General features: G+C 61.6%; 20 protein-coding genes. 14 read left to right on the forward strand and 6 right to left on the reverse strand.

Going from position 1 to position 18,370, the window contains the following annotated elements; genetic code table 11:
* Positions 1–577 precede the first annotated feature (577 nt).
* The 5 genes from ACP16H_RS22135 to ACP16H_RS22155 all read left to right on the forward strand — a co-directional run bounded on the left by ACP16H_RS22135 (position 578) and on the right by ACP16H_RS22155 (position 4,988).
* Positions 578–1,516: a hypothetical protein gene (locus ACP16H_RS22135; RefSeq protein WP_425074403.1), complete on the forward strand. Its 939-nt coding sequence runs from the start codon at positions 578–580 to the stop codon at positions 1,514–1,516.
* A 552-nt stretch (positions 1,517–2,068) separates the two neighbouring features.
* Positions 2,069–2,686, forward strand: coding sequence for a 50S ribosomal protein L25/general stress protein Ctc (locus ACP16H_RS22140; RefSeq protein ID WP_425074404.1), 618 nt, complete (start codon positions 2,069–2,071; stop codon positions 2,684–2,686).
* A 100-nt stretch (positions 2,687–2,786) separates the two neighbouring features.
* Entirely contained in the window at positions 2,787–3,458 is a 672-nt protein-coding gene (gene pth / locus ACP16H_RS22145; protein ID WP_425074405.1) for an aminoacyl-tRNA hydrolase, read from the forward strand.
* Positions 3,458–4,606, forward strand: coding sequence for a serine hydrolase domain-containing protein (locus ACP16H_RS22150; protein ID WP_425074406.1), 1,149 nt, complete (start codon positions 3,458–3,460; stop codon positions 4,604–4,606). The genes pth and ACP16H_RS22150 overlap by 1 nt, the downstream gene beginning before the upstream one ends.
* A 10-nt stretch (positions 4,607–4,616) precedes the next feature.
* Positions 4,617–4,988: a DUF2237 family protein gene (locus ACP16H_RS22155; RefSeq protein ID WP_425074407.1), complete on the forward strand. Its 372-nt coding sequence runs from the start codon at positions 4,617–4,619 to the stop codon at positions 4,986–4,988.
* Positions 4,989–5,080: 92 nt separating this feature from the next.
* Here the strand turns inward: ACP16H_RS22155 and ACP16H_RS22160 are convergent, their stop codons facing one another.
* From ACP16H_RS22160 to ACP16H_RS22185, 6 genes are all read right to left on the reverse strand, one after another.
* A complete protein-coding gene (locus ACP16H_RS22160; RefSeq protein ID WP_425074408.1) occupies positions 5,081–5,587 on the reverse strand; it encodes a helix-turn-helix transcriptional regulator in 507 nt (168 codons plus the stop codon).
* A gap of 46 nt (positions 5,588–5,633) precedes the next feature.
* A complete protein-coding gene (locus ACP16H_RS22165) occupies positions 5,634–6,104 on the reverse strand; it encodes a hypothetical protein (protein ID WP_425074409.1) in 471 nt (156 codons plus the stop codon).
* 280 nt (positions 6,105–6,384) lie between these two features.
* Positions 6,385–7,602, reverse strand: coding sequence for a tryptophan synthase subunit beta (trpB, locus tag ACP16H_RS22170; protein ID WP_425074410.1), 1,218 nt, complete (start codon positions 7,600–7,602; stop codon positions 6,385–6,387).
* A 64-nt stretch (positions 7,603–7,666) separates the two neighbouring features.
* Positions 7,667–8,986, reverse strand: coding sequence for an MATE family efflux transporter (locus ACP16H_RS22175; protein ID WP_425074411.1), 1,320 nt, complete (start codon positions 8,984–8,986; stop codon positions 7,667–7,669).
* 277 nt (positions 8,987–9,263) lie between these two features.
* Positions 9,264–9,776: a PaaI family thioesterase gene (locus tag ACP16H_RS22180; protein WP_425074412.1), complete on the reverse strand. Its 513-nt coding sequence runs from the start codon at positions 9,774–9,776 to the stop codon at positions 9,264–9,266.
* Entirely contained in the window at positions 9,777–10,235 is a 459-nt protein-coding gene (locus ACP16H_RS22185; RefSeq protein ID WP_425074413.1) for a PaaI family thioesterase, read from the reverse strand. It abuts the gene before it with no gap.
* A 128-nt stretch (positions 10,236–10,363) separates the two neighbouring features.
* On the opposite strand from ACP16H_RS22185, the gene ACP16H_RS22190 reads away from it, so the two are divergent.
* From ACP16H_RS22190 to ACP16H_RS22230, 9 genes are all read left to right on the forward strand, one after another.
* Positions 10,364–10,735, forward strand: a complete 372-nt coding sequence (locus tag ACP16H_RS22190; protein WP_425074414.1) for a MerR family transcriptional regulator — start codon at positions 10,364–10,366, stop codon at positions 10,733–10,735.
* A 250-nt stretch (positions 10,736–10,985) separates the two neighbouring features.
* Positions 10,986–11,387, forward strand: a complete 402-nt coding sequence (locus ACP16H_RS22195) for a MerR family transcriptional regulator (protein WP_425074415.1) — start codon at positions 10,986–10,988, stop codon at positions 11,385–11,387.
* Between the two features lie 57 nt (positions 11,388–11,444).
* On the forward strand, positions 11,445–13,223 hold the full coding sequence (locus ACP16H_RS22200; protein ID WP_425074416.1) for an acyl-CoA dehydrogenase C-terminal domain-containing protein: 1,779 nt from the start codon (positions 11,445–11,447) through the stop codon (positions 13,221–13,223).
* Between the two features lie 90 nt (positions 13,224–13,313).
* Positions 13,314–13,526, forward strand: a complete 213-nt coding sequence (locus ACP16H_RS22205; RefSeq protein ID WP_425074417.1) for a hypothetical protein — start codon at positions 13,314–13,316, stop codon at positions 13,524–13,526.
* 16 nt (positions 13,527–13,542) lie between these two features.
* Positions 13,543–14,676: an acyl-CoA dehydrogenase family protein gene (locus tag ACP16H_RS22210; protein WP_425074418.1), complete on the forward strand. Its 1,134-nt coding sequence runs from the start codon at positions 13,543–13,545 to the stop codon at positions 14,674–14,676.
* Positions 14,677–14,999: 323 nt separating this feature from the next.
* Positions 15,000–15,638 carry a glutathione S-transferase family protein gene (locus ACP16H_RS22215; RefSeq protein WP_425074419.1) on the forward strand — a complete coding sequence of 213 codons (639 nt, stop codon included), beginning with the start codon at positions 15,000–15,002 and terminating at the stop codon, positions 15,636–15,638.
* Positions 15,639–15,723: 85 nt separating this feature from the next.
* Complete coding sequence (gene yidD / locus ACP16H_RS22220) at positions 15,724–16,110, forward strand: membrane protein insertion efficiency factor YidD (RefSeq protein ID WP_425074420.1); 387 nt, start codon at positions 15,724–15,726, stop codon at positions 16,108–16,110.
* A 147-nt stretch (positions 16,111–16,257) separates the two neighbouring features.
* Positions 16,258–17,469, forward strand: a complete 1,212-nt coding sequence (locus ACP16H_RS22225) for an acetyl-CoA C-acetyltransferase (RefSeq protein ID WP_425074421.1) — start codon at positions 16,258–16,260, stop codon at positions 17,467–17,469.
* 2 nt (positions 17,470–17,471) lie between these two features.
* The gene (locus ACP16H_RS22230) at positions 17,472–18,335 is read left to right on the forward strand and encodes a hypothetical protein (RefSeq protein ID WP_425074422.1); all 864 of its coding nucleotides are present in this window, start codon (positions 17,472–17,474) and stop codon (positions 18,333–18,335) included.
* Positions 18,336–18,370: the final 35 nt, after the last annotated feature.

Here is an 18,370-nt window from a genome sequence, read left to right on the forward strand (position 1 = left end):
ACTCGAGTGCACTGCTTGAACTTGCGATGCGACTTGGCAGGCCAAAGCCGTCAAGGTACGGAAAGCTCATAGATACTTTACACCCTACCGTCCCAGACTGCGCCGCTCCTAAATCACTGAGCGCGCGTCATGGACTGAATTCTCTACCTTTTCACACCGACGGCGCTCACTTTACAACTCCACCGCGTTATGTAATTCTGCGATTTGATGGCAACACATTGAATGTAGCCCCCACCCTGCTTCTGGATACAAATAGGTTCAATCTAGACTCTGACGAACGGCTCAAAATTTCGTCAGGTATTTTTCAAGTGAAGAATGGAAAGCATTCGTTCTACACAAAAATTACAGACGAGTCAGCAGAATGTTTTCGATGGGATGAAGAGTGCATGCGCCCCATTGACGAGCACGCCACAGACGCAAAGTCCACACTTACGAAACAGATAAATTCAACAAACGCAATTCGCATATTATGGTCACCTGACAAAACACTCATATTTGATAATTGGCGATTTCTTCACGCGCGGGCGAGCATTGAAGCGCATCATGACAGCAGAGCATTGACAAGGATAGCAATTTCATGATGGGACCAACGACACCCGCCCTCGATCCAAACGCACTGTATGCAAAATCCCAAGTATACATCAAGCGTGCGCTTATCAGACACTCCCAGAGTGAGGATGAAGAATATCAGTTGTGGGCGTCTCTATCACTCGAACTGCTAGGTAAATCAGCCCTAGCTACGATCCACCGGTCTTTGGTTTCAGATCCCACACATTTTGAATCATTATTTGCCGCGGTAGGCTTGAAAGCCTCAACCGACATAAAGACGATTACCGCCAAAACCCTTTTCCAAAGACTGCAAAAGATAATTCCCGCATTTGATGAGAAGGTTGAAAAATTTTGCAATCAAGTTTCATTTCGAAGAAACTCCGAACTGCACTCCGGAGAATCGCCATTTGCCGCGATCCAAAAAGGCAAATGGGAAGCCGAATTCTGGTACTCGGTAGAAGTCGTCCTACTGCACATGGGTAAGACGTTGGAGGATTGGCTAGGCACACACGATGCCAAAACGCCCGCCGAAATACTTGAGAAAGCAAGACACGCGAAGACCGACGCCATCGCCACCAGAATACAGCGCCGCAAAGATGAATTTTCCTTGAGAAAACGCAAGGATCAAGAATCGGCAATCGAAGAATCGCACGGACTAAGCGCCTGGGATTTTAAAAAGTTGTTACACAGGTACGAACAAGTTTGGGAACAACCGTGTCCGTCGTGTTCTGCCGATGCATTTATCGGGGGAAACCTAGTAGAAGAGGAAATCCTTGATCAGTACGGAGATGAATGGAGCGCTTGGGAAGCGGTCCATCAGTACTTCGTTGCCGAAGAGTTCGAGTGTAGGGTTTGCGGGCTGCAACTCGAAGGATATGACGAAATCAGTCTTGCAGGTATCGAAACGAGCCATGTTGAGTCGGCTGAGAGAGAGCTTGAATACGAGCCAGATTATGGAAATGACTGACTCATCACTCCTGTAGAAGGCCGTAGGCTGCGTGCTTCACATGCACCAACAACACTCGACGCCCGCGCAAATCTGCATCCGTGTTTCGTGCACCACCCACCTGTAAGCTGCCCGCCATTTGTGCGTGAAGCAAGCCGTAAGGTGCGTGCTCCGCACGCACCATCCCCCATACAAACCGCACGGCATCGGTGCGTGAAACCACGCACCCTACATCGCCCCCCCACCACTCGCCCAAACCTGACTCGGGGCCTCCCCCATCCACCAACCCAATTCCCCGGCCAACCCACCACCCTGCCCCCCCCTCACCACCCCCCCAAACCCACCGCCCGCACCCCTCACCCCTCTTCAACCTTTTCCCCTATTAACGTATTGAAAACACGACTCAGGTTTCGCCGCGAAACCTGTCGAGCTTTCACCCGGGGCCCCACCCCCCGAAATCCCCCAGGTTTCGCCGCGAAACCTCTTGTCTTTCCCCCCGATCCATCCTAAAGGCACGCCTTCATGCGGGGTGACAGCCTTGGAGGCACCCCCTTAATCATATGGAGAATCAACATGGCTGGTGAGATCCCTGATCTTCAGGCAATCGAACGGACGGGGACAGGCAAGGGCGCCGCTCGTCAGGCACGCCGCGACGGCATGGTGCCGGGCATCGTCTTCGGTGGCGAAAAAGAGCCGCTCCCGATCAATATGCCCTTCAACGTCCTCTTCAAGAAACTGAAGGACGGCCGCTTCAAGTCCACCCTGTGGAACCTGCAAGTCGAAGGCCACGAAGACGTCCGCGTCATCTGCCGCGACGTCCAGCGCGACATCGTCAAGGACCTGCCGACGCACATCGACTTCATGCGCCTGCGCCGCACCTCCCGGGTGAACCTGTTCATTCCGGTCGAGTTCATCAACCACGAAGCGGCCCCCGGCATCAAGAAGGGCGGCGTCCTGACCGTCGTTCGCGCCGAAGTCGAACTGAACGTGCTGGCCGGTGAGATTCCGGACCACATCACCGTCGACCTCTCCGGCCTCAAGATCGGTGACATCGTTCACATCAACGACGTCACCCTGCCGGAAGGCGTGAAGCCGACCGTGGACCGTAACTTTGTCATCGCCAACATCTCGGCCCCGTCGGGTCTGGCAGCATCGGCTGACGACGAAGAAGAAGAGGCAGCGGAGGCGTAATCCTCCCCTCTTTGAGCGTTACGAAGGCCCTCGCTCACGCGGGGGCCTTTTCCGTTTGGCGCGGGTGCCGTAGAAGGGTCGCGCGCGAACGGAGGGTGACATGCAGATATTCGTGGGCCTCGGCAATCCCGGCAGCAAATATGCCGGCAACCGGCACAACATCGGCTTCATGGCCCTCGACCGCATCGCCGAGGATCACGGTTTCGGCCCGTGGAAGGCGCGGTTCCAGGGGCAGTGCGCCGAGGGGCGGTTGGGTGGCGACAAGGTGCTGCTGCTGAAGCCCGAAACCTTCATGAACCTTTCCGGCCAGTCCGTCGGCGAGGCCATGCGTTTCTACAAGCTCGAGCCCGGCGACGTGACGGTTTTCCACGACGAACTGGACCTTGCGCCCGGCAAATGCCGCGTGAAGATGGGCGGCGGTCATGCCGGCCACAACGGACTGCGCTCGATCCACGCGCATATCGGCGAGGCCTACCGGCGCATCCGACTAGGCATCGGTCATCCGGGCCGCAAGGAATTGGTTGCGGCCTACGTGCTGCATGATTTTCACAAGGCCGATCAGGAGTGGCTGGACGATCTGCTGCGCGGATTGTCCGACGGCGCTCCGGCCCTGGCCGACGGCGACCAGTCCGGATTCCAGAACGCCGTTGCACTGCGCACCGCTCCACCGCGGTCATCCAAAACGCAGAAACCGGAGACTGTCGCCCCGCAAGCAGAGCCAGAGCTCGATGAGCGCAGTCCGATGCAACGCCTTGCGGACAAATTTCGCTGATGCTGCGCCGAATTGCATATGTGCTGGCGGCGCTGGCTGTCGGGATCGCCGCTATTGCGGCCTGGAAGCACGAGGACATCACCCGGCTGATGGCGGTCAACTCGTTGTTCGCCGAGGACAGGATTGTCAGCAACTTCAGTCACATGGACACGTTGTTCCACAGCGTTCCCATGCCAATGGACGCGAAACCCACGCCCCTGCCCGAGGGCGCTCAGATGGACCTGCCCGAGGGGTGGGAAGACTGGCTCCAGAGACGGGCGATCACGGGCATCGTCGTCTTGAAGCGCGGGCAGCGCGTCCATGAAAGCTATCATCTTGGAACCGGTCAAGAGGATGAACGCATCTCCTGGTCCATGGCCAAGTCCTATTTGTCTGGCCTTTTCGGCATTCTCGTCGCCGAAGGTCATGTGGACAACATCGACCGCCAAGTGACCGACTACGTGCCGTCGTTGAAGGGATCAGCCTACGACGGTGCCACGATCCGCAATGTGCTGCAGATGAGTTCAGGAGTGTCCTTCGACGAGGACTATCTCGACTTTTGGAGCGACATCAACAAGATGGGCCGTGTTTTGGCACTCGGCGGCTCGATGGATGCTTTTGCCGCAAACCTCGACGAGCGCGAGCGGGAACCTGGCGTCGAATGGCAGTATGTCTCGATCGACACGCATGTTCTGGGGATGGTTGCGCGCGCGGCGACGGGGCGGTCTCTGCCGGATCTGCTTGCGGAAAAGATTTTGCGGCCCTTGGGGACATATGGGACTCCGTACTATTTGTCAGATGGTTACGGTGTGGCCTTCGCCCTGGGCGGATTGAACCTGACGACACGGGACTACGCCCGCATGGGTGAGATGTTTCGCAATGACGGGGCGTTCCTGGGACGTCAGATCGTGCCTGCAGCCTGGGTTCGTGAAAGCACGCAGCCCTCGGCGCGCACAGCTCCGGGCAAGCTGCAATACGGCTATCAATGGTGGATCCCTGCGGACGGCCATGACGGGGAATTCATGGCGCGTGGGGTCTACGGGCAGTATGTTTATGTTGTCCGTCAAAGTGGAACAGTCGTCGCCATCAATGCCGCTGACAGGAACTTTCGCGAGGCCGGCGCCTTTGACGATGCCCTGAACATGATGCGCTTGATTGCCGGGAAGTGAGGACTGAGAGATGCAAAAAGAGCCGCAAATCAACGTGCTGGGAGAGCCTCTTCAGCCCTGCTCGACCGATCCCCTGACTGGTTTCTTTCGGGATGGTTCCTGCAACACCTGCGCCGAAGATCATGGCAGCCATACCGTCTGTGCCGTCATGACTGCGGAGTTCCTGGCCTATTCGAAATACGTCGGGAACGATCTCTCCACTCCGATGCCCGCTTACAGCTTCCCCGGATTAAAACCGGGCGATCATTGGTGCCTGTGTGCGGGGCGGTTCTTGCAGGCGCATGACGAGGGATGCGCTCCATTGGTCAACTTGCATGCGACGCACCAAAGCGCGCTGGATATTGTTCCGCTGGATGTGCTCAACCTTTACCAGACCAGCTAGGACTGCACAAAAGCCACCCATAATAGCCTCGACGGCTGATCTGGCTGACTGAAATTGCACAAAGCAAATCAATCCACCGTGTTATCCACAGATCAGGCCGCCTTTGTGTCGCCCTGTAGCGGTTGCTCCAGAAGATCCTCGATAAACACGCTCAGAAGCTGCGCGCGACCGGAGACTCCGGCCTTTCGATAGATGGCATTTGTTTGTGCCTTTACAGTGCCTTCTGATGTTTTCCTCAACACTCCGATCTCGGCCGTAGACAGCCCCTTGATCGAGAACATGGCGACATCGCGCTCGGCCGGACTGAGCCCCCATTCGGTAAAACGCTCTTCGATAACCTCCATGAAGGCCCCGGAAGCCAGGCGCAGACGCGATTCCGCATCCTGCTGCCGTCGCATAGCCTGCAGCATCAACGCAGCACTGCCGAGAACACCCAGCAAAAGTCCCGCAATCGCACCGATCTGGATGAGTTCCATCACGGTCCAGGAAACCGGGGTATATTGGATGCCCAACACCGAGGCCAGCACGTCAAGCAAAAGAAAACCGCCGCAGACCAGCTGCAGCAGCATCAGCAAGGCAAAGACAAACGGGAACTTCACTGGAGATGGTGTGCCTTTTCATGAACCCCTGAACGGAGGGTGAGGGTCAGTCTCGGTCTTTTCGATCATGAGACGAAGGCTCCGGGCCGTCCCTGTTGTCGCGCTCGGGCTTCTCGTCCGGGGGTGAAGATCGGTCTTTGTCTACTGATTTTTCCGGCTTTTCGGAGCGCTCCGCATGAGCTTGCCTGTCAGTCCGCTCGTCGGATCGGGCAACGTTGCGATCCTCACGACCCGGGGCAAGATCAGGCGCTGCTTTGCCATCATCTCCACCTCTCGACGTGGAGTAATCTCGCAGGATGGCACCCGTCGAGGGGTTGAGGACGACTTCACGCTCCACCCCACCGCGTGCAGCAGTGATACGCAAACGCCCCAGAAAGGTACGCTGAACCTCGATCCGGGAAAAGTTCTGTTGCTGCAGCTGATCCACAACCTGCTCAAGCGCGGTCTGCGCCGTTGCGGACTGCGCTGCTATTGAAAGCATGGTCGAGATCGCGAGAAAAACTTTCCGCACCGGCATTCCCCCTCTTTGCATCCGATGATCCGAAGGTCTCCGGCCTCAAGAGACACTACCACATCATGACTGGATTAGCACGGTGGTGCGCCGCAAACACTGTCGGACACCCGAAAGCTTGCCGCACGCGGAGCAGGTTTTGGGGACATTCACTTCGCGTCTCCAGGTCCCGACATGCGCACCACCGTACCTGTGCCAAGACTTGGTCGAAACTTTCAGTCCCCGCAATAAACTTTAGGGGAAAGGCCCTAAACTGAGGTTTAGGGCCTTTCTTTTCAGTATCTTATCACATCTCAAACCCGAGGTGTTTCGCCACGGTGAAGATGTCCTTGTCGCCGCGACCACACATGTTCATGCAGATGATGTGGTCCTTGGGCAGGTCCGGCGCGATCTTCATCACGTGAGCGAGCGCGTGCGAGGGCTCCAGCGCGGGGATGATTCCCTCGGTCTCGCAGCACAGCTGGAACGCTTCGAGCGCTTCCTTGTCGGTGATCGCCACGTATTGCGCGCGACCGACCTCGTGCAGCCAGGAATGTTCCGGTCCGATGCCGGGGTAATCGAGACCTGCGGAAATCGAGAACCCTTCGAGGATCTGCCCGTCGTCGTCCTGCAACAGGTAGGTGCGGTTGCCATGCAGCACGCCGGGACGCCCGCCGGTCAGCGAGGCGCAATGCTCCATCTTCTCGTTCACGCCCTTGCCGCCGGCCTCGACGCCGATGATGTTGACCTCCGGGTCGTCGAGGAACGGGTAGAACAGGCCCATGGCGTTGGAGCCACCGCCGATGGCGGCGATGATGGTGTCGGGCAGACGGCCCTCCTGCTCCATCATCTGCTCCTTGGCTTCCTTGCCGATGATCGACTGGAAATCGCGGACCATGGCCGGGTACGGGTGCGGGCCCGCTACCGTGCCGATGCAGTAGAAGGTGTCGCGCACGTTGGTCACCCAGTCGCGCAGCGCATCGTTCATGGCGTCCTTCAACGTGCCACGGCCAGAGGTCACGGGGACCACCTCGGCGCCCAGCAGCTTCATCCGGAAGACGTTGGGCTGCTGACGTTCGACGTCGTGCGCGCCCATGTAGACCACGCATTTCAGGCCGAACTTGGCGCAGACCGTCGCCGTCGCCACGCCGTGCTGGCCCGCGCCGGTCTCGGCGATGATGCGGGTCTTGCCCATGCGGCGGGCAAGGATGATCTGGCCCAGCACGTTGTTGATCTTGTGCGCGCCGGTGTGGTTCAGCTCGTCGCGCTTGAGGTAGATCTTGGCCCCGCCCAGACGTTCGGTCAGGCGCTCGGCGTAATACAGCGGCGAGGGACGGCCGACGTAATGCTTCCACAGCCAGTCCATCTCGGCCCAGAAAGTCTCGTCCGTCTTGGCCTTCTCGTATTCCTCTTCGAGCGAGAGGATGAGCGGCATCAGGGTTTCGGACACGAAGCGCCCGCCGAAGATGCCGAAACGACCCTTTTCATCGGGTCCGGTCATGAAGCTGTTCACGAGATCGTCCATTGCGCCTCTCCCTTTTCGTATCGGCCTTGCATAGGCCAGAAGCCCCGCCAAAGACCAGAGTGAATCAGGCCGCAGCCCGCTCCAGCGCCGGGTAGCGCAGGCCCAGCGTCACGCCGCGCGCCACGAAACTGATCAGCAGCGCCGCCCAGAGGCCATGGTTCCCCATCACAGGGATCAGCAGGTAGGCCGAGGCCGCATAGGCCAGGAAGGACAGTGCCATCATGTTGCGCATGTCATGGGTGCGCGTGGCCCCGATGAAGATGCCATCCAGCATCCAGGCCGCCAGCCCCACGACCGGCGCGGCCACCAGCCAGGGCAGGAACTGCCGCGCCATGGCCCGCACCTCGGGATCGGTGGCCATGAGGTCGATGATCCAGCCCCCCGCCAGGGCAAAGCCCAGCGCGAACAGCACGTTGCACGCCAGCCCCCAGCCACTGGTCAGCACGGCGGCGCGTCGCAACTGGCCCGAGGCGCGCGCGCCCAGCGCCTGCCCCACCAGCGCCTCGGCGGCAAAGGCAAAGCCGTCGAGGGCATAGGAGATGATGCCGAGGAACTGCAACAACACCTGGTTGGCGGCCAGCGTCACGGCACCGAACTGCCCGCCCATCAGCAGGAAGGAGGTGAAGATCGCCTGCAACATCAGCGAGCGCAGCATGATGTCGGTGTTCACCACGGCCATGTGCTTCAGCCGGACACGGTCGAAGACACGCGGCCAGTCGCGCCAGTCCGGCACGCGGAAGGCCGCCCGACACAGGAACAGCCCCATCAAAAGGCCGGACCATTCGGCGATGAAGGTGGCGATGGCGACACCGCTGACGCCCCAGCCGAGGCCCAGCACGAACAGCAGGTCCAGCCCGACGTTCACCCCGTTCATCCAGAGCTGCAGGATCAGCACATGCCGGGTGCGCTCTTGCGCGATGAGCCAGCCGTTGATGCCGTAGATGGCGATGGCGGCGGGGGCGGACCAGATGCGGATCTGCATGTAATCGCGCGCCAGACCCTCGACCACGGGACCGGAGGGCGACAGCGCAAAGGCGGCGGCAAACAGCAGCGATTGCAGCGCGATCAGCGCCAGCCCCCCGACAAAGCCGATCATCAGCGAGCGCGTCAGCAGCGCCGCCACCTCGGATCGGTCGCGCTGCCCCACGGCCTGCGCCGTCAGCCCGGCGGTGCCCATGCGCAGGAAGCCGAAGATCCAGTAGACCGAGGTCAGCACGATGGCACCGACGCCCACGGCGGCGATGGGCTCGGCCTCGGGGATCTGACCCACGACACCGGTATCGACGGCACCAAGGATCGGAATGGTCACATTGGCGAGAAGGATGGGAAAGGCGATCTTGAGCACCCGGGCGTGGGTGATCGGGGAATGTCCGGGCGCGTCCATGAAAATACCTTGCCTGCTCTTGAGCACAGATGAAGCCCGGCGCGCGGAAAGGTCAAGGAGGGGGCGCTGCCCCCGTCCCTACGGGACTCCCCCGAGGGTATTTGGAAAACCAAAGAAGCAGAAAGGCGCGCGTTGTGCTCTTCTTGGTCCAAATACCTCCGGGGGTGAGGCCACAGGCCGAGGGGGCAGCGCCCCCTTTGCCGCAGGCATTCAGCGCGCGCTTAGCGCGCGTCGGTCGGGCCGCGTCAGCGGGCCGAAACCTCCTTGACGTGGTGAGTCAACCGTTCTCGTCCCGGGGCATCAGAAAATGCGCCGTGGCTTGGGCAAAGGGTTTGTCGCGGTTGTCCTGCCAGGCTTCCGCCCGGACCGAGGCGTAGCGCCGCCCGGAGCGGGTGACGAAGGCGCGGGCATAGGCGTCGCGCGGCAGGCCCGACCGCAGGTAGTCGACGGTGAAGTCGATGGTCTTTGGCAGGCGCGGCAGTTTCCCGGCGGCCATTTCCTGCGCGTCGAGCTTGCCGGATTCGATGTCGGGCCAGAGCCAGGTCCAGTTGAGGGTAATCATCGCGGTGATTTCCAGGAAGGCCGCCGTGCAGCCGCCGTGGATCGCGGGCAGGAAAGGGTTGCCGATCAGCTCTTCGTGGAAGGGCAGCACGGCGGTCAGTTCATCGCCGCGCCGGTCGAACTGCACGCCGAGCCACTGGATGTAAGGAACGCCATGCACCAGCGCAGACAGCGCGGCGTCGCGGCGTTGTTTCACCACCTGGACGGGTTCGGGGGCCTTGCGCGCCATTCAGATGCCCTCCTTTGGTCCGGCGATCGTGTCGCGGTTGCCGGCCTCGACGGTGAAGGCGCCGGTGGCGGTGGCCACGGGGCGGTCGTCGTCGTCATCCAGCGCCGTGGCGCGGACAAAGGCGACGGAGCGCGTGATATGGTAACACTCGGCGCGGGCGCGGATGGTCTGGCCGGGGGTGGCGGGGCGCATGTAGTCGATGCGCAGGTTGATGGTTGCGGTGCCTGCGGGGGCGCGCGGATGGCTCATGACGGCGGCGCCGCCGCAGGTGTCCATGAGCGCCGAGACCGCGCCGCCGTGGATCACGCCGGTCTCGGGGTCGCCGATGAACCGGGTGTCATAGGGCATTTCGATCACGGCAACGCCGTCTCCGATCTCGGTGATCTTCATGCCCAGGGCGCGGGAATGCGGGATGGTTTCAATGAACTGCTTGGCGATGCGGCTCTTGTCGGCGGTCATGGTCTGTCCTGCTGCGATATGTGCAAACGGTGACATGCACGGAACGCGGGGTCAATTGACGCGGGGGCTGTTGTCCTTCGCGACGCGGCGGCATAGCTTGTCGCCGGGGACGAGAGCGAGGCGAAACGATGGAAGATGTGCGTCTGAGCTTCAAGGAGATGTGTGCGAAGTTCGATGTGACTCCGCGCACCTTGAGGTATTACGAGTATATCGAGCTGCTCACCCCCGAAAAGGAGGGCCGCTCGCGGTTCTATGGCCCGCGCGAAGTGGCGCGGATGACCCTGATCCTGCGTGGCCGCAAGTTCGGCTTCCAGCTGGAAGACATCCGGCAGTGGCTGCTGATCTACGAGAAGGAAGGCACTGCGGCGCAGATGCGGGCCTGGATCCAGATGGCAGACCGGCAGCTGGCCGAACTGGCGGAGCAGAAACAGCAGCTGGAGGACGCCATGGGCGAACTCAAAGCGCTTCGGGACGATACGGCGGCCTCGCTCGAATCGTGACCTGAACAGTACCTTCACAGTAACCAAAGCGGTTTGAGGATCGTTGACGGCAGGGTCTGGAATACCCTACCCGGCGCCCCCTGACCGTTTGTAACAAAATTCCAACAACCGACGGGTGGCCTTGCGGGAAGTTACGTAAGTTGCGAAGTGACGTAGCGTAGGAGTTACGTCAACGATTTTTCCCATTGTAGGAAGGGATCGGAGTTCGCACTTCCCGCGTCATCCTTGTGACACCAAAGGAAATGCGACGATGACAGAAGACCGATTGATGACGATCCGGGAGATGTGTGACGCCTACGAGGTGACCCCGCGCACCTTGCGTTTCTACGAACAGAAAGAGCTGCTTTCCCCCATCCGCGAGGGCCAGAAGCGTCTGTACACGAAACGCGAACGCGCCCGCCTCGTGCTGATCCTGCGCGGCAAGCGCTTTGGGTTCAGCCTGGAGGACATTCGCCAGCTCCTTGACCTGTATGCCGTGGGCGACCAGCAGCGCAGCCAGCTGGAAAAGGCCTACGAGATTGCCGAAACGCGCATGGCGGAGATGATCCGGCAGCGTGAGGAACTGGATGCCGCCATCGGCGAGCTGAAGGACCAGATGGAATGGGGCGCGAAGATGATCGCCTCGATGGAGAACAAGGCCGCGGCGGAATAACCACGCCGCGGACCTGACCGGGACGAGGGACCGGGAACGTTAACGGGAGAGAGAGCCATGCCGAGCTACACCGCACCTGTCAAAGACCAGATGTTCGTGCTGAATGACCTGCTGAAAGTGGGCGAAGCGGACATTCCGGGCTACGAGGACCTTGACCGCGAGACGCTGGAAGCGATCCTCGAGGAGTCGGGCAAGGTGGCCCGCGACGTGACCGCGCCGCTGAACGTGGTGGGCGACACCGAGGGCTGCGTGCTGGAAAACGGCGTGGTCCGTACTCCGAAGGGCTTCAAGGAAGCCTTCGATGCCGTGCGTGAAGGCGGCTGGACGGCGCTCGACTGCGACCCGGAATATGGCGGCCAGGGCCTGCCGTATGTGGTGGCGACCGCCGTGGGCGAGCAGTTCTCGGCAGCGAACATGGCGTTCAACATGTACCAGGGCCTGACCCACGGTGCCTACAGCGCCATCCATGCCCATGGCACGGACGACCAGAAACAGACCTACCTGCCGAAGATGGTCACATGCGAGTGGACCGGCACCATGAATCTGACGGAGCCGCATTGCGGCACCGACCTGGGCCTCATGCGCACCAAGGCCGAACCGCAGGCGGATGGCAGCTACAAGGTGACGGGTCAGAAGATCTTCATCTCGGCCGGCGATCACGACATGTCGGAGAACGTCATTCACCTCGTGCTGGCCAAGATCCCCGGCGGGCCCGAGGGCATCAAGGGCGTGTCGCTGTTCATCGTGCCGAAGTTCATCGTCGAGGACGGTCAGCCCGGCGCGCGCAACGCGGTCTCGGTCGGCAAGATCGAGGAGAAGATGGGCATCCATGGCAACTCGACCTGCGTCATGAACTATGACGGGGCGACCGGCTACCTGCTGGGCGAGGAACACAAGGGTATGCGCGCCATGTTCACCATGATGAACGAGGCGCGTCTGGGCGTGGGCCTGCAAGGCTACGCGCAGTCCGAAGTGGCCTACCAGAACGCGCTGGCCTATGCGAAAGACCGCCTGCAAGGTCGCGACGTGACCGGGGCCAAGAACCCCGACGGCCCCGCCGATCCGCTGATCGTGCACCCGGATATCCGCCGCAACCTGATGGATCAGAAGTCCTTCAACGAGGGCGCGCGGGCCTTTACCTACTGGGGCGCACAGATGATCGACCGCGCGCATCGCAACGACGATGCCAAGGCGATGGGGCTGATTTCGCTGCTGACCCCGGTCATCAAGGGCTTCCTGACCGACAAGGGTTTCGAGATGGCGACCGCCGCGCAGCAGGTCTACGGCGGCCACGGCTATATCGAGGAATGGGGCATGTCGCAGTTCGCCCGCGATGCCCGGATCGCCATGATCTACGAAGGCGCGAACGGCGTGCAGGCGCTGGACCTCGTGGGCCGCAAGCTGGCGCAGGACGGCGGCAAGCATGTGATGGCCTTCTTCGCCATGGTGACGGACTTCATAAAGGAGACCAAGGGCCGCTCCGACGCCTTTGACGCGGGTTTCCGTGAGCCGTTGAAGGCCGCGTCGAAGGATTTGCAGGCGGCGGGCATGTTTTTCATGCAGAACGGCATGAAAAACCCGAACGCGGCGCTGTCGGGGTCCTATGACTTCATGCACCTCTTCGGCCATGTCTGCCTTGGCCTGATGTGGGCAAAGATGGCGGTGGCCGCCGAGGACCGCCTTGCGGCGGGCGACGGCGATGCCGAGTTCCTGAACGCCAAGCTGGCGACGGGGCGCTACTACATGGCGCGGCAATTGCCGATGACCGCGACGCACCTGAAGCGCATCGAGAGCGGCGCCGATCCGGTCATGGCTCTGGACGCGGACCACTTCTGAGGGAATGGTGGGACGGTGGGTTACAGACCCACCCTACCCCGCCGCTCTTCCGACAGGGCGGTCATCCGCCCTGCGCCGAGGAGGTCCGTTATGCCTAAACGCTTTCGTCTGACGCGACGTTTTCCTGTGGCCATGACCGAGGATGGCTATCGTGGCCTCAAGCGCTTCGCCCATGAGGCGGGCTTGGACGAGGGCGAGGCCCTGTCCTTTCTGTTCGAACATTTCGACAGCGTGACCGATGCCGAAGCCTTGGGCCACCGGCTTCGGCTGTTCAATGCCGATCTGGACGAACGCAAGCGATGAGGGAGAAGGAAGCCCAATGAGCTGGATGACCGACGAACACGCCATGTTGGCCGAAATGACGCGCAAGTTCATCGAGACGGAATGGCAGCCGCTCTATGGCAAATGGCGCAAACAAGGCCAGATGGACCCGGAGACCTGGCAGCAGGCGGGGGAACTGGGCCTGTTGTGCCCCTCGGTGCCGGAGGAATTCGGCGGCGCAGGCGGCGATTTCGGCCACGAGGCGGTGATCCTGATGGAGGCATCGCGGGCGAACCTGGCGTCCTGGGGGCATGGCATCCACTCGGGGATCGTGGCGCATTATATTCTCGCCTATGGCACAGAGGAGCAGAAGGCCCGCTGGCTGCCAAAGATGGTGACGGGCGAACTGGTGGGCGCGTTGGCAATGACCGAACCTTCCGGCGGGTCCGACGTTCAGCGGTTGAAGACACGCGCCGTGAAGGAAGGCAATGCCTACAGGTTGTCCGGACAAAAGACCTTTATCACCAACGGGCAACACGCAAACCTGATCGTGGTGGCGGCCAAGACCGATCCGTCGCTCGGGTCCAAGGGCGTGTCGCTGATGGTGGTGGAGACCGAGGGGGCAGAGGGTTTTACACGCGGGCGCAATCTGGAGAAGATCGGCTGTCACGCGGCGGATACGTCGGAACTGTTCTTCGACAACGTGGAACTCCCGCCAGAGAACTTGCTGGGCGGCGAAGAAGGCCAGGGATTTTACCAGATGATGAAGCAGCTGCCTCAGGAACGGCTGATCATCGGATGCGGCGCGGTGGGCGCGATGGAAGGCGCGGTGGAACGCACCATTGCCTACTGCAAGGAACGCGAAGCCTTTGGCGGACCGCTGACCCAGTTTCAGAACACGCGGTTCAAACTGGCGGAATGCCAGACCAAGACCACCGTGGCGCGCGCCTTCCTAGACACCTGCATGGTAGAACACCTGCGCGGCGAGCTGACGGTGGCAAAGGCCGCCATGGCGAAGTACTGGCTGTCGGACACGCAGGGCGAAGTGCTGGACGAATGCGTGCAACTGCATGGTGGCTATGGGTTCATGCAGGAATACGCCGTGGCCGAGATGTGGGCGGACGCCCGCGTGCAGCGCATCTATGGCGGAACCAACGAGATCATGAAGGAACTGATCGCGCGCGATTTCTGACGGGGACGCGCGCGGCGAGGGCGCAAGTTGAGTATTTGCAAAAGCAGAGAAACAGGAAGGTCGCATTTCGGACCCCAAACCGGGGCTGCGCGCGACCTTCCTGCCGTTGCCCGGCCCTTCGGCTAGGATCGGGGCTTCTCCGCTTACGGTCATCGGCTCTCCAGCCTGTACCGTGATGTCACGATAGCGGGATTGACCTTAATCCCCCGTTACCTTCGTTGTGCCTTTGTGCTTCTTTGCTTTGAAAATACCTCCACGGGGGTCCGGGGGTGTGAAACCCCCGGTCCCGCACCGGACAACAAACGCGACGGGAGGACGGCGCGATGACCATGAAACTCTACTGCTTCGGTGAATCGGGGCATTCCTACAAGGCGGCCTTGGCATTGGAGCTGGCGGGGCTGGACTGGGAGGCGGTGAAAGTCGACTTCTTCAACGGCGAGACGCGCAGTCCGGAGTACAGGACGCAGGTCAACGAAATGGGGGAATGCCCGGTTCTGGTGGATGGCGATATTCGGCTCAGCCAGTCGGGCGTGATCCAGCACTATCTGGCGGACACCTACGGGCATTTCGGCGGCACCACGCCGGAGGAAAAGCGCGAAGTGTTGCGCTGGGTTCTGTGGGACAACCACAAGCTGTCGTCCTTTGTCGGCATGACGCGCTTCCTGATGAACTTCGTCCCCGAGGACAAGCGACCCGCCGAGGTGATCGCTTTCAACCAGGGGCGGCTAAAGGGTGCCTATGCGGTGCTTGACAAGCATCTGGACGGGCGCGACTGGATCGTGGGCGATGCCGTCACGAACGCCGACCTGACCTGTTGCGGCTACTTGTTCTACCCGGAGGAATTCGGGTTCGATCGCAAGCAGTGGCCGAATATCGACCGCTGGCTGTCGAACATCCAGGGTTTGAAGGGCTGGAAGGCGCCGTATGACCTGATGCCGGGCAGCCCGGCGGATCGGGCCTGACAGGGGCGCGGACGGGAGGGTTGGAAACGCCCGTTTTCCGGGTACAACTGGTCTCCGAGACGACTATCGAGGGGGTCATTTCGGAATGCTGTCCCGTTTCGCACTTGGTGCGATCCATGTCTACCAGCGTTGGCTGTCGCCGCACAAAGGCTGGCGCTGCGCCTATTCCGTTCAGCATGGCGGCACCGGGTGTTCCGGTTATGCCAAGCATGCCATTCGCGATGCGGGTCTGTTCGGCGCCTTGCCCGACATCCGGCAGCGGTTGCAGGATTGCAAGGCAGCGGCGATGGACCTGCGGGCCCAGCGGGAGGGTGACTCCGGCGAGGGTGCGGCGGCGCGGCGGCGACGGGCGCAGAAGCGCAACCGGTGGTACGATTGGTGTGATCCCGGCTGCTGCAGTTGCGGGCCATTGGACTGCGGCAGGGGCGGTGGCGACTGTGATGGCTGCGGCGGGTGCGATTGCAGTCCGTGACGCGTCTCCCCTGCCCTTTGAAATTTCGTGACGGAACGTCGTTGACCTGAAACGCCGCCACGTCATCCTTGAACCAGACCCCGTCCCGCGGCCAAGACTTGGGCAAGCGCGGGAGACGCGGACCAGAATGATCGAGAGGAACACCCCATGACCGAAGCCTATATCTACGACGCCCTGCGCACGCCGCGCGGCAAGGGCCGCAAGGACGGCGCGCTGCACGAGGTGACCAGCCTGCGGCTGTCGGCGCAGGTGCTGAACGCCGTGAAGGAGCGCAACGGGCTGGACGGCCACGCAGTCGAGGACGTGATCTGGGGCAACGTCACGCAGGTGATGGAACAGGGTGGCTGCCTGGCACGCTCGGCGGTGCTGGCGTCGGAGCTGGATGAATCCATTCCGGGTCTGGCGATCAACCGCTTCTGCGCCTCGGGCATGGAGGCGGTGAACCTGGCGGCCAATCAGGTGAAGGGCGGTGCGGGCATGGCCTATATCGCCGGTGGCGTCGAGATGATGGGCCGCGTGGCCATGGGCTCGGACGGGGCGGCGATTGCCTTGGACCCGTCGCTGGCCATGGAGAAGTATTTCGTCCCGCAGGGAATCTCGGCGGATATTATCGCGACGGAATACGGCTTCTCGCGCGATGATGCCGATGCGCTTGCGGTGGAATCGCAGCGCCGCGCGGCGGAGGCCTGGGCGGACAAGCGCTTCGAGAAGTCGGTCATTACCGTGCGCGATATCAACGGCTTGCCGATCCTCGATCATGACGAGTACATGCGTCCGGGCACCGACATGCAGACCTTGGGTGCGCTGAAGGCGTCGTTCAAGGACATGGGCGAGACGATGCCGGGCTTCGATGCCATCGCGTTGATGAAGTACCCGCATCTGGAGCGCATCAACCACATTCACCACGCGGGAAATTCCTCGGGGATCGTGGATGGCTCGGCTGCCGTGCTGATCGGCAACAAGGAGTTCGGCGAGAAATACGGGCTGAAGCCGCGGGCGCGCATTCGCGCGACCTGCAAGATCGGCACCGATCCGACCATCATGCTGACTGGACCGGTGCCTGCGACGGAGAAGATCCTGCGCGATGCGGGGATGAGCATTTCCGATATCGACCTCTTCGAGGTGAACGAGGCTTTTGCGAGCGTCGTTCTGCGGTTCATGCAGGCGTTCGACGTGGATTCGTCCAAGGTGAACGTGAACGGCGGATCCATTGCCATGGGGCACCCGCTGGGCGCGACGGGCGCGATTATCATCGGCACGCTGCTGGACGAGCTGGAGCGGTCTGGCAAGGGCACGGGTCTGGCGACATTGTGCATCGCGTCGGGCATGGGCGCTGCCACGATTATAGAGCGGGTCTGAGCATGACGGGCAGCGCCGACCTTGCGCGCGAAATCGCCACGCAATCGCTAAACGCGACCGGCCTTGCGCTGGCGCACGGCGATCACGCGGGGTTTGCGCGCTACGTCGGCCTGCCCTACTCGCTAGGCACCGAGGATGGCGCCACGATGATGGACACTCCCGAGGCCGTGCGAAACGTCTTTGACCGCGCGGTGGACAGTTACGCGACCTTCGGGATCACACGGCTGGACCGCACGGTTTCCGCGGCGCGTTTCATCGACCCTGACACCATTGCGGCGAGCCATATGACACAGCCCGTTTGCGGGACCGAGCCTTTGGATGTCCCTTATCCCAACCATGTCATCCTGCGTCGGCAGGCCAGTGACTGGAAGGTTGCGCATGGACAGCACGTCGTCGGCCACATGCAAGGCCATTCCCGCGTGATCCTCGGGGCGGCCATGCGCGACGCGCCGGACGACATGATCGATATCCTGCGCGACGTGGTGCACAGGTTCGGCAATGCCCAGCTGGAAGGCGATTTCAACGCCCTGCGGCGCTGTGTGAACCTGCCGTTCTTCCTGCATGGTCGCAACACGACCGAGATGGTCGAGACCGAGGTGCAGCTGCGCGCCGGGTTCGACCAGCGCATGACGCGCTTCAAGGTGCGCGGCATCAGTGATGTGGTGCGGCTGGTCAAGTCGGTCGCCCTTCTGGGACCGGGCCGGATGCACGGTGTCGTGCGCACGCATATCCTCAACGGTTCCACACTCGTGGTGCCGTCCTATACGACCGCGGTGACGCTGCTGTGTGGACCGGACGCCATCTGGCGCCTGTGTTCTGCCTGCAACCCGCACCGGCTTAATGAATTGCCCCACCGCCATACCTGAGGCATCGCCCGTCGCGCCGGGGACGCCCGGCGCAC

The organism is Sagittula sp. S175 (assembly GCF_049800975.1).
GTDB lineage: Bacteria > Pseudomonadota > Alphaproteobacteria > Rhodobacterales > Rhodobacteraceae > Sagittula.

What these genes read in the sequence shown, in the direction of transcription:
- ACP16H_RS22200 (WP_425074416.1), top strand. Translation starts at nt 11,445, where the DNA reads ATGCCGAGCTACACCGCACCTGTCAAAGACCAGATGTTCGTGCTGAAT.
- ACP16H_RS22140 (WP_425074404.1), top strand. Translation starts at nt 2,069, where the DNA reads ATGGCTGGTGAGATCCCTGATCTTCAGGCAATCGAACGGACGGGGACA.
- ACP16H_RS22180 (WP_425074412.1), bottom strand. Translation starts at nt 9,776, where the DNA reads ATGGCGCGCAAGGCCCCCGAACCCGTCCAGGTGGTGAAACAACGCCGC.
- ACP16H_RS22230 (WP_425074422.1), top strand. Translation starts at nt 17,472, where the DNA reads ATGACGGGCAGCGCCGACCTTGCGCGCGAAATCGCCACGCAATCGCTA.
- ACP16H_RS22215 (WP_425074419.1), top strand. Translation starts at nt 15,000, where the DNA reads ATGACCATGAAACTCTACTGCTTCGGTGAATCGGGGCATTCCTACAAG.
- trpB (WP_425074410.1), bottom strand. Translation starts at nt 7,602, where the DNA reads ATGGACGATCTCGTGAACAGCTTCATGACCGGACCCGATGAAAAGGGT.
- ACP16H_RS22150 (WP_425074406.1), top strand. Translation starts at nt 3,458, where the DNA reads ATGCTGCGCCGAATTGCATATGTGCTGGCGGCGCTGGCTGTCGGGATC.
- ACP16H_RS22175 (WP_425074411.1), bottom strand. Translation starts at nt 8,986, where the DNA reads ATGGACGCGCCCGGACATTCCCCGATCACCCACGCCCGGGTGCTCAAG.
- ACP16H_RS22135 (WP_425074403.1), top strand. Translation starts at nt 578, where the DNA reads ATGATGGGACCAACGACACCCGCCCTCGATCCAAACGCACTGTATGCA.
- ACP16H_RS22185 (WP_425074413.1), bottom strand. Translation starts at nt 10,235, where the DNA reads ATGACCGCCGACAAGAGCCGCATCGCCAAGCAGTTCATTGAAACCATC.
- ACP16H_RS22195 (WP_425074415.1), top strand. Translation starts at nt 10,986, where the DNA reads ATGACAGAAGACCGATTGATGACGATCCGGGAGATGTGTGACGCCTAC.
- ACP16H_RS22210 (WP_425074418.1), top strand. Translation starts at nt 13,543, where the DNA reads ATGAGCTGGATGACCGACGAACACGCCATGTTGGCCGAAATGACGCGC.
- ACP16H_RS22155 (WP_425074407.1), top strand. Translation starts at nt 4,617, where the DNA reads ATGCAAAAAGAGCCGCAAATCAACGTGCTGGGAGAGCCTCTTCAGCCC.
- ACP16H_RS22190 (WP_425074414.1), top strand. Translation starts at nt 10,364, where the DNA reads ATGGAAGATGTGCGTCTGAGCTTCAAGGAGATGTGTGCGAAGTTCGAT.
- yidD (WP_425074420.1), top strand. Translation starts at nt 15,724, where the DNA reads ATGCTGTCCCGTTTCGCACTTGGTGCGATCCATGTCTACCAGCGTTGG.
- ACP16H_RS22225 (WP_425074421.1), top strand. Translation starts at nt 16,258, where the DNA reads ATGACCGAAGCCTATATCTACGACGCCCTGCGCACGCCGCGCGGCAAG.
- ACP16H_RS22205 (WP_425074417.1), top strand. Translation starts at nt 13,314, where the DNA reads ATGCCTAAACGCTTTCGTCTGACGCGACGTTTTCCTGTGGCCATGACC.
- pth (WP_425074405.1), top strand. Translation starts at nt 2,787, where the DNA reads ATGCAGATATTCGTGGGCCTCGGCAATCCCGGCAGCAAATATGCCGGC.
- ACP16H_RS22165 (WP_425074409.1), bottom strand. Translation starts at nt 6,104, where the DNA reads ATGCCGGTGCGGAAAGTTTTTCTCGCGATCTCGACCATGCTTTCAATA.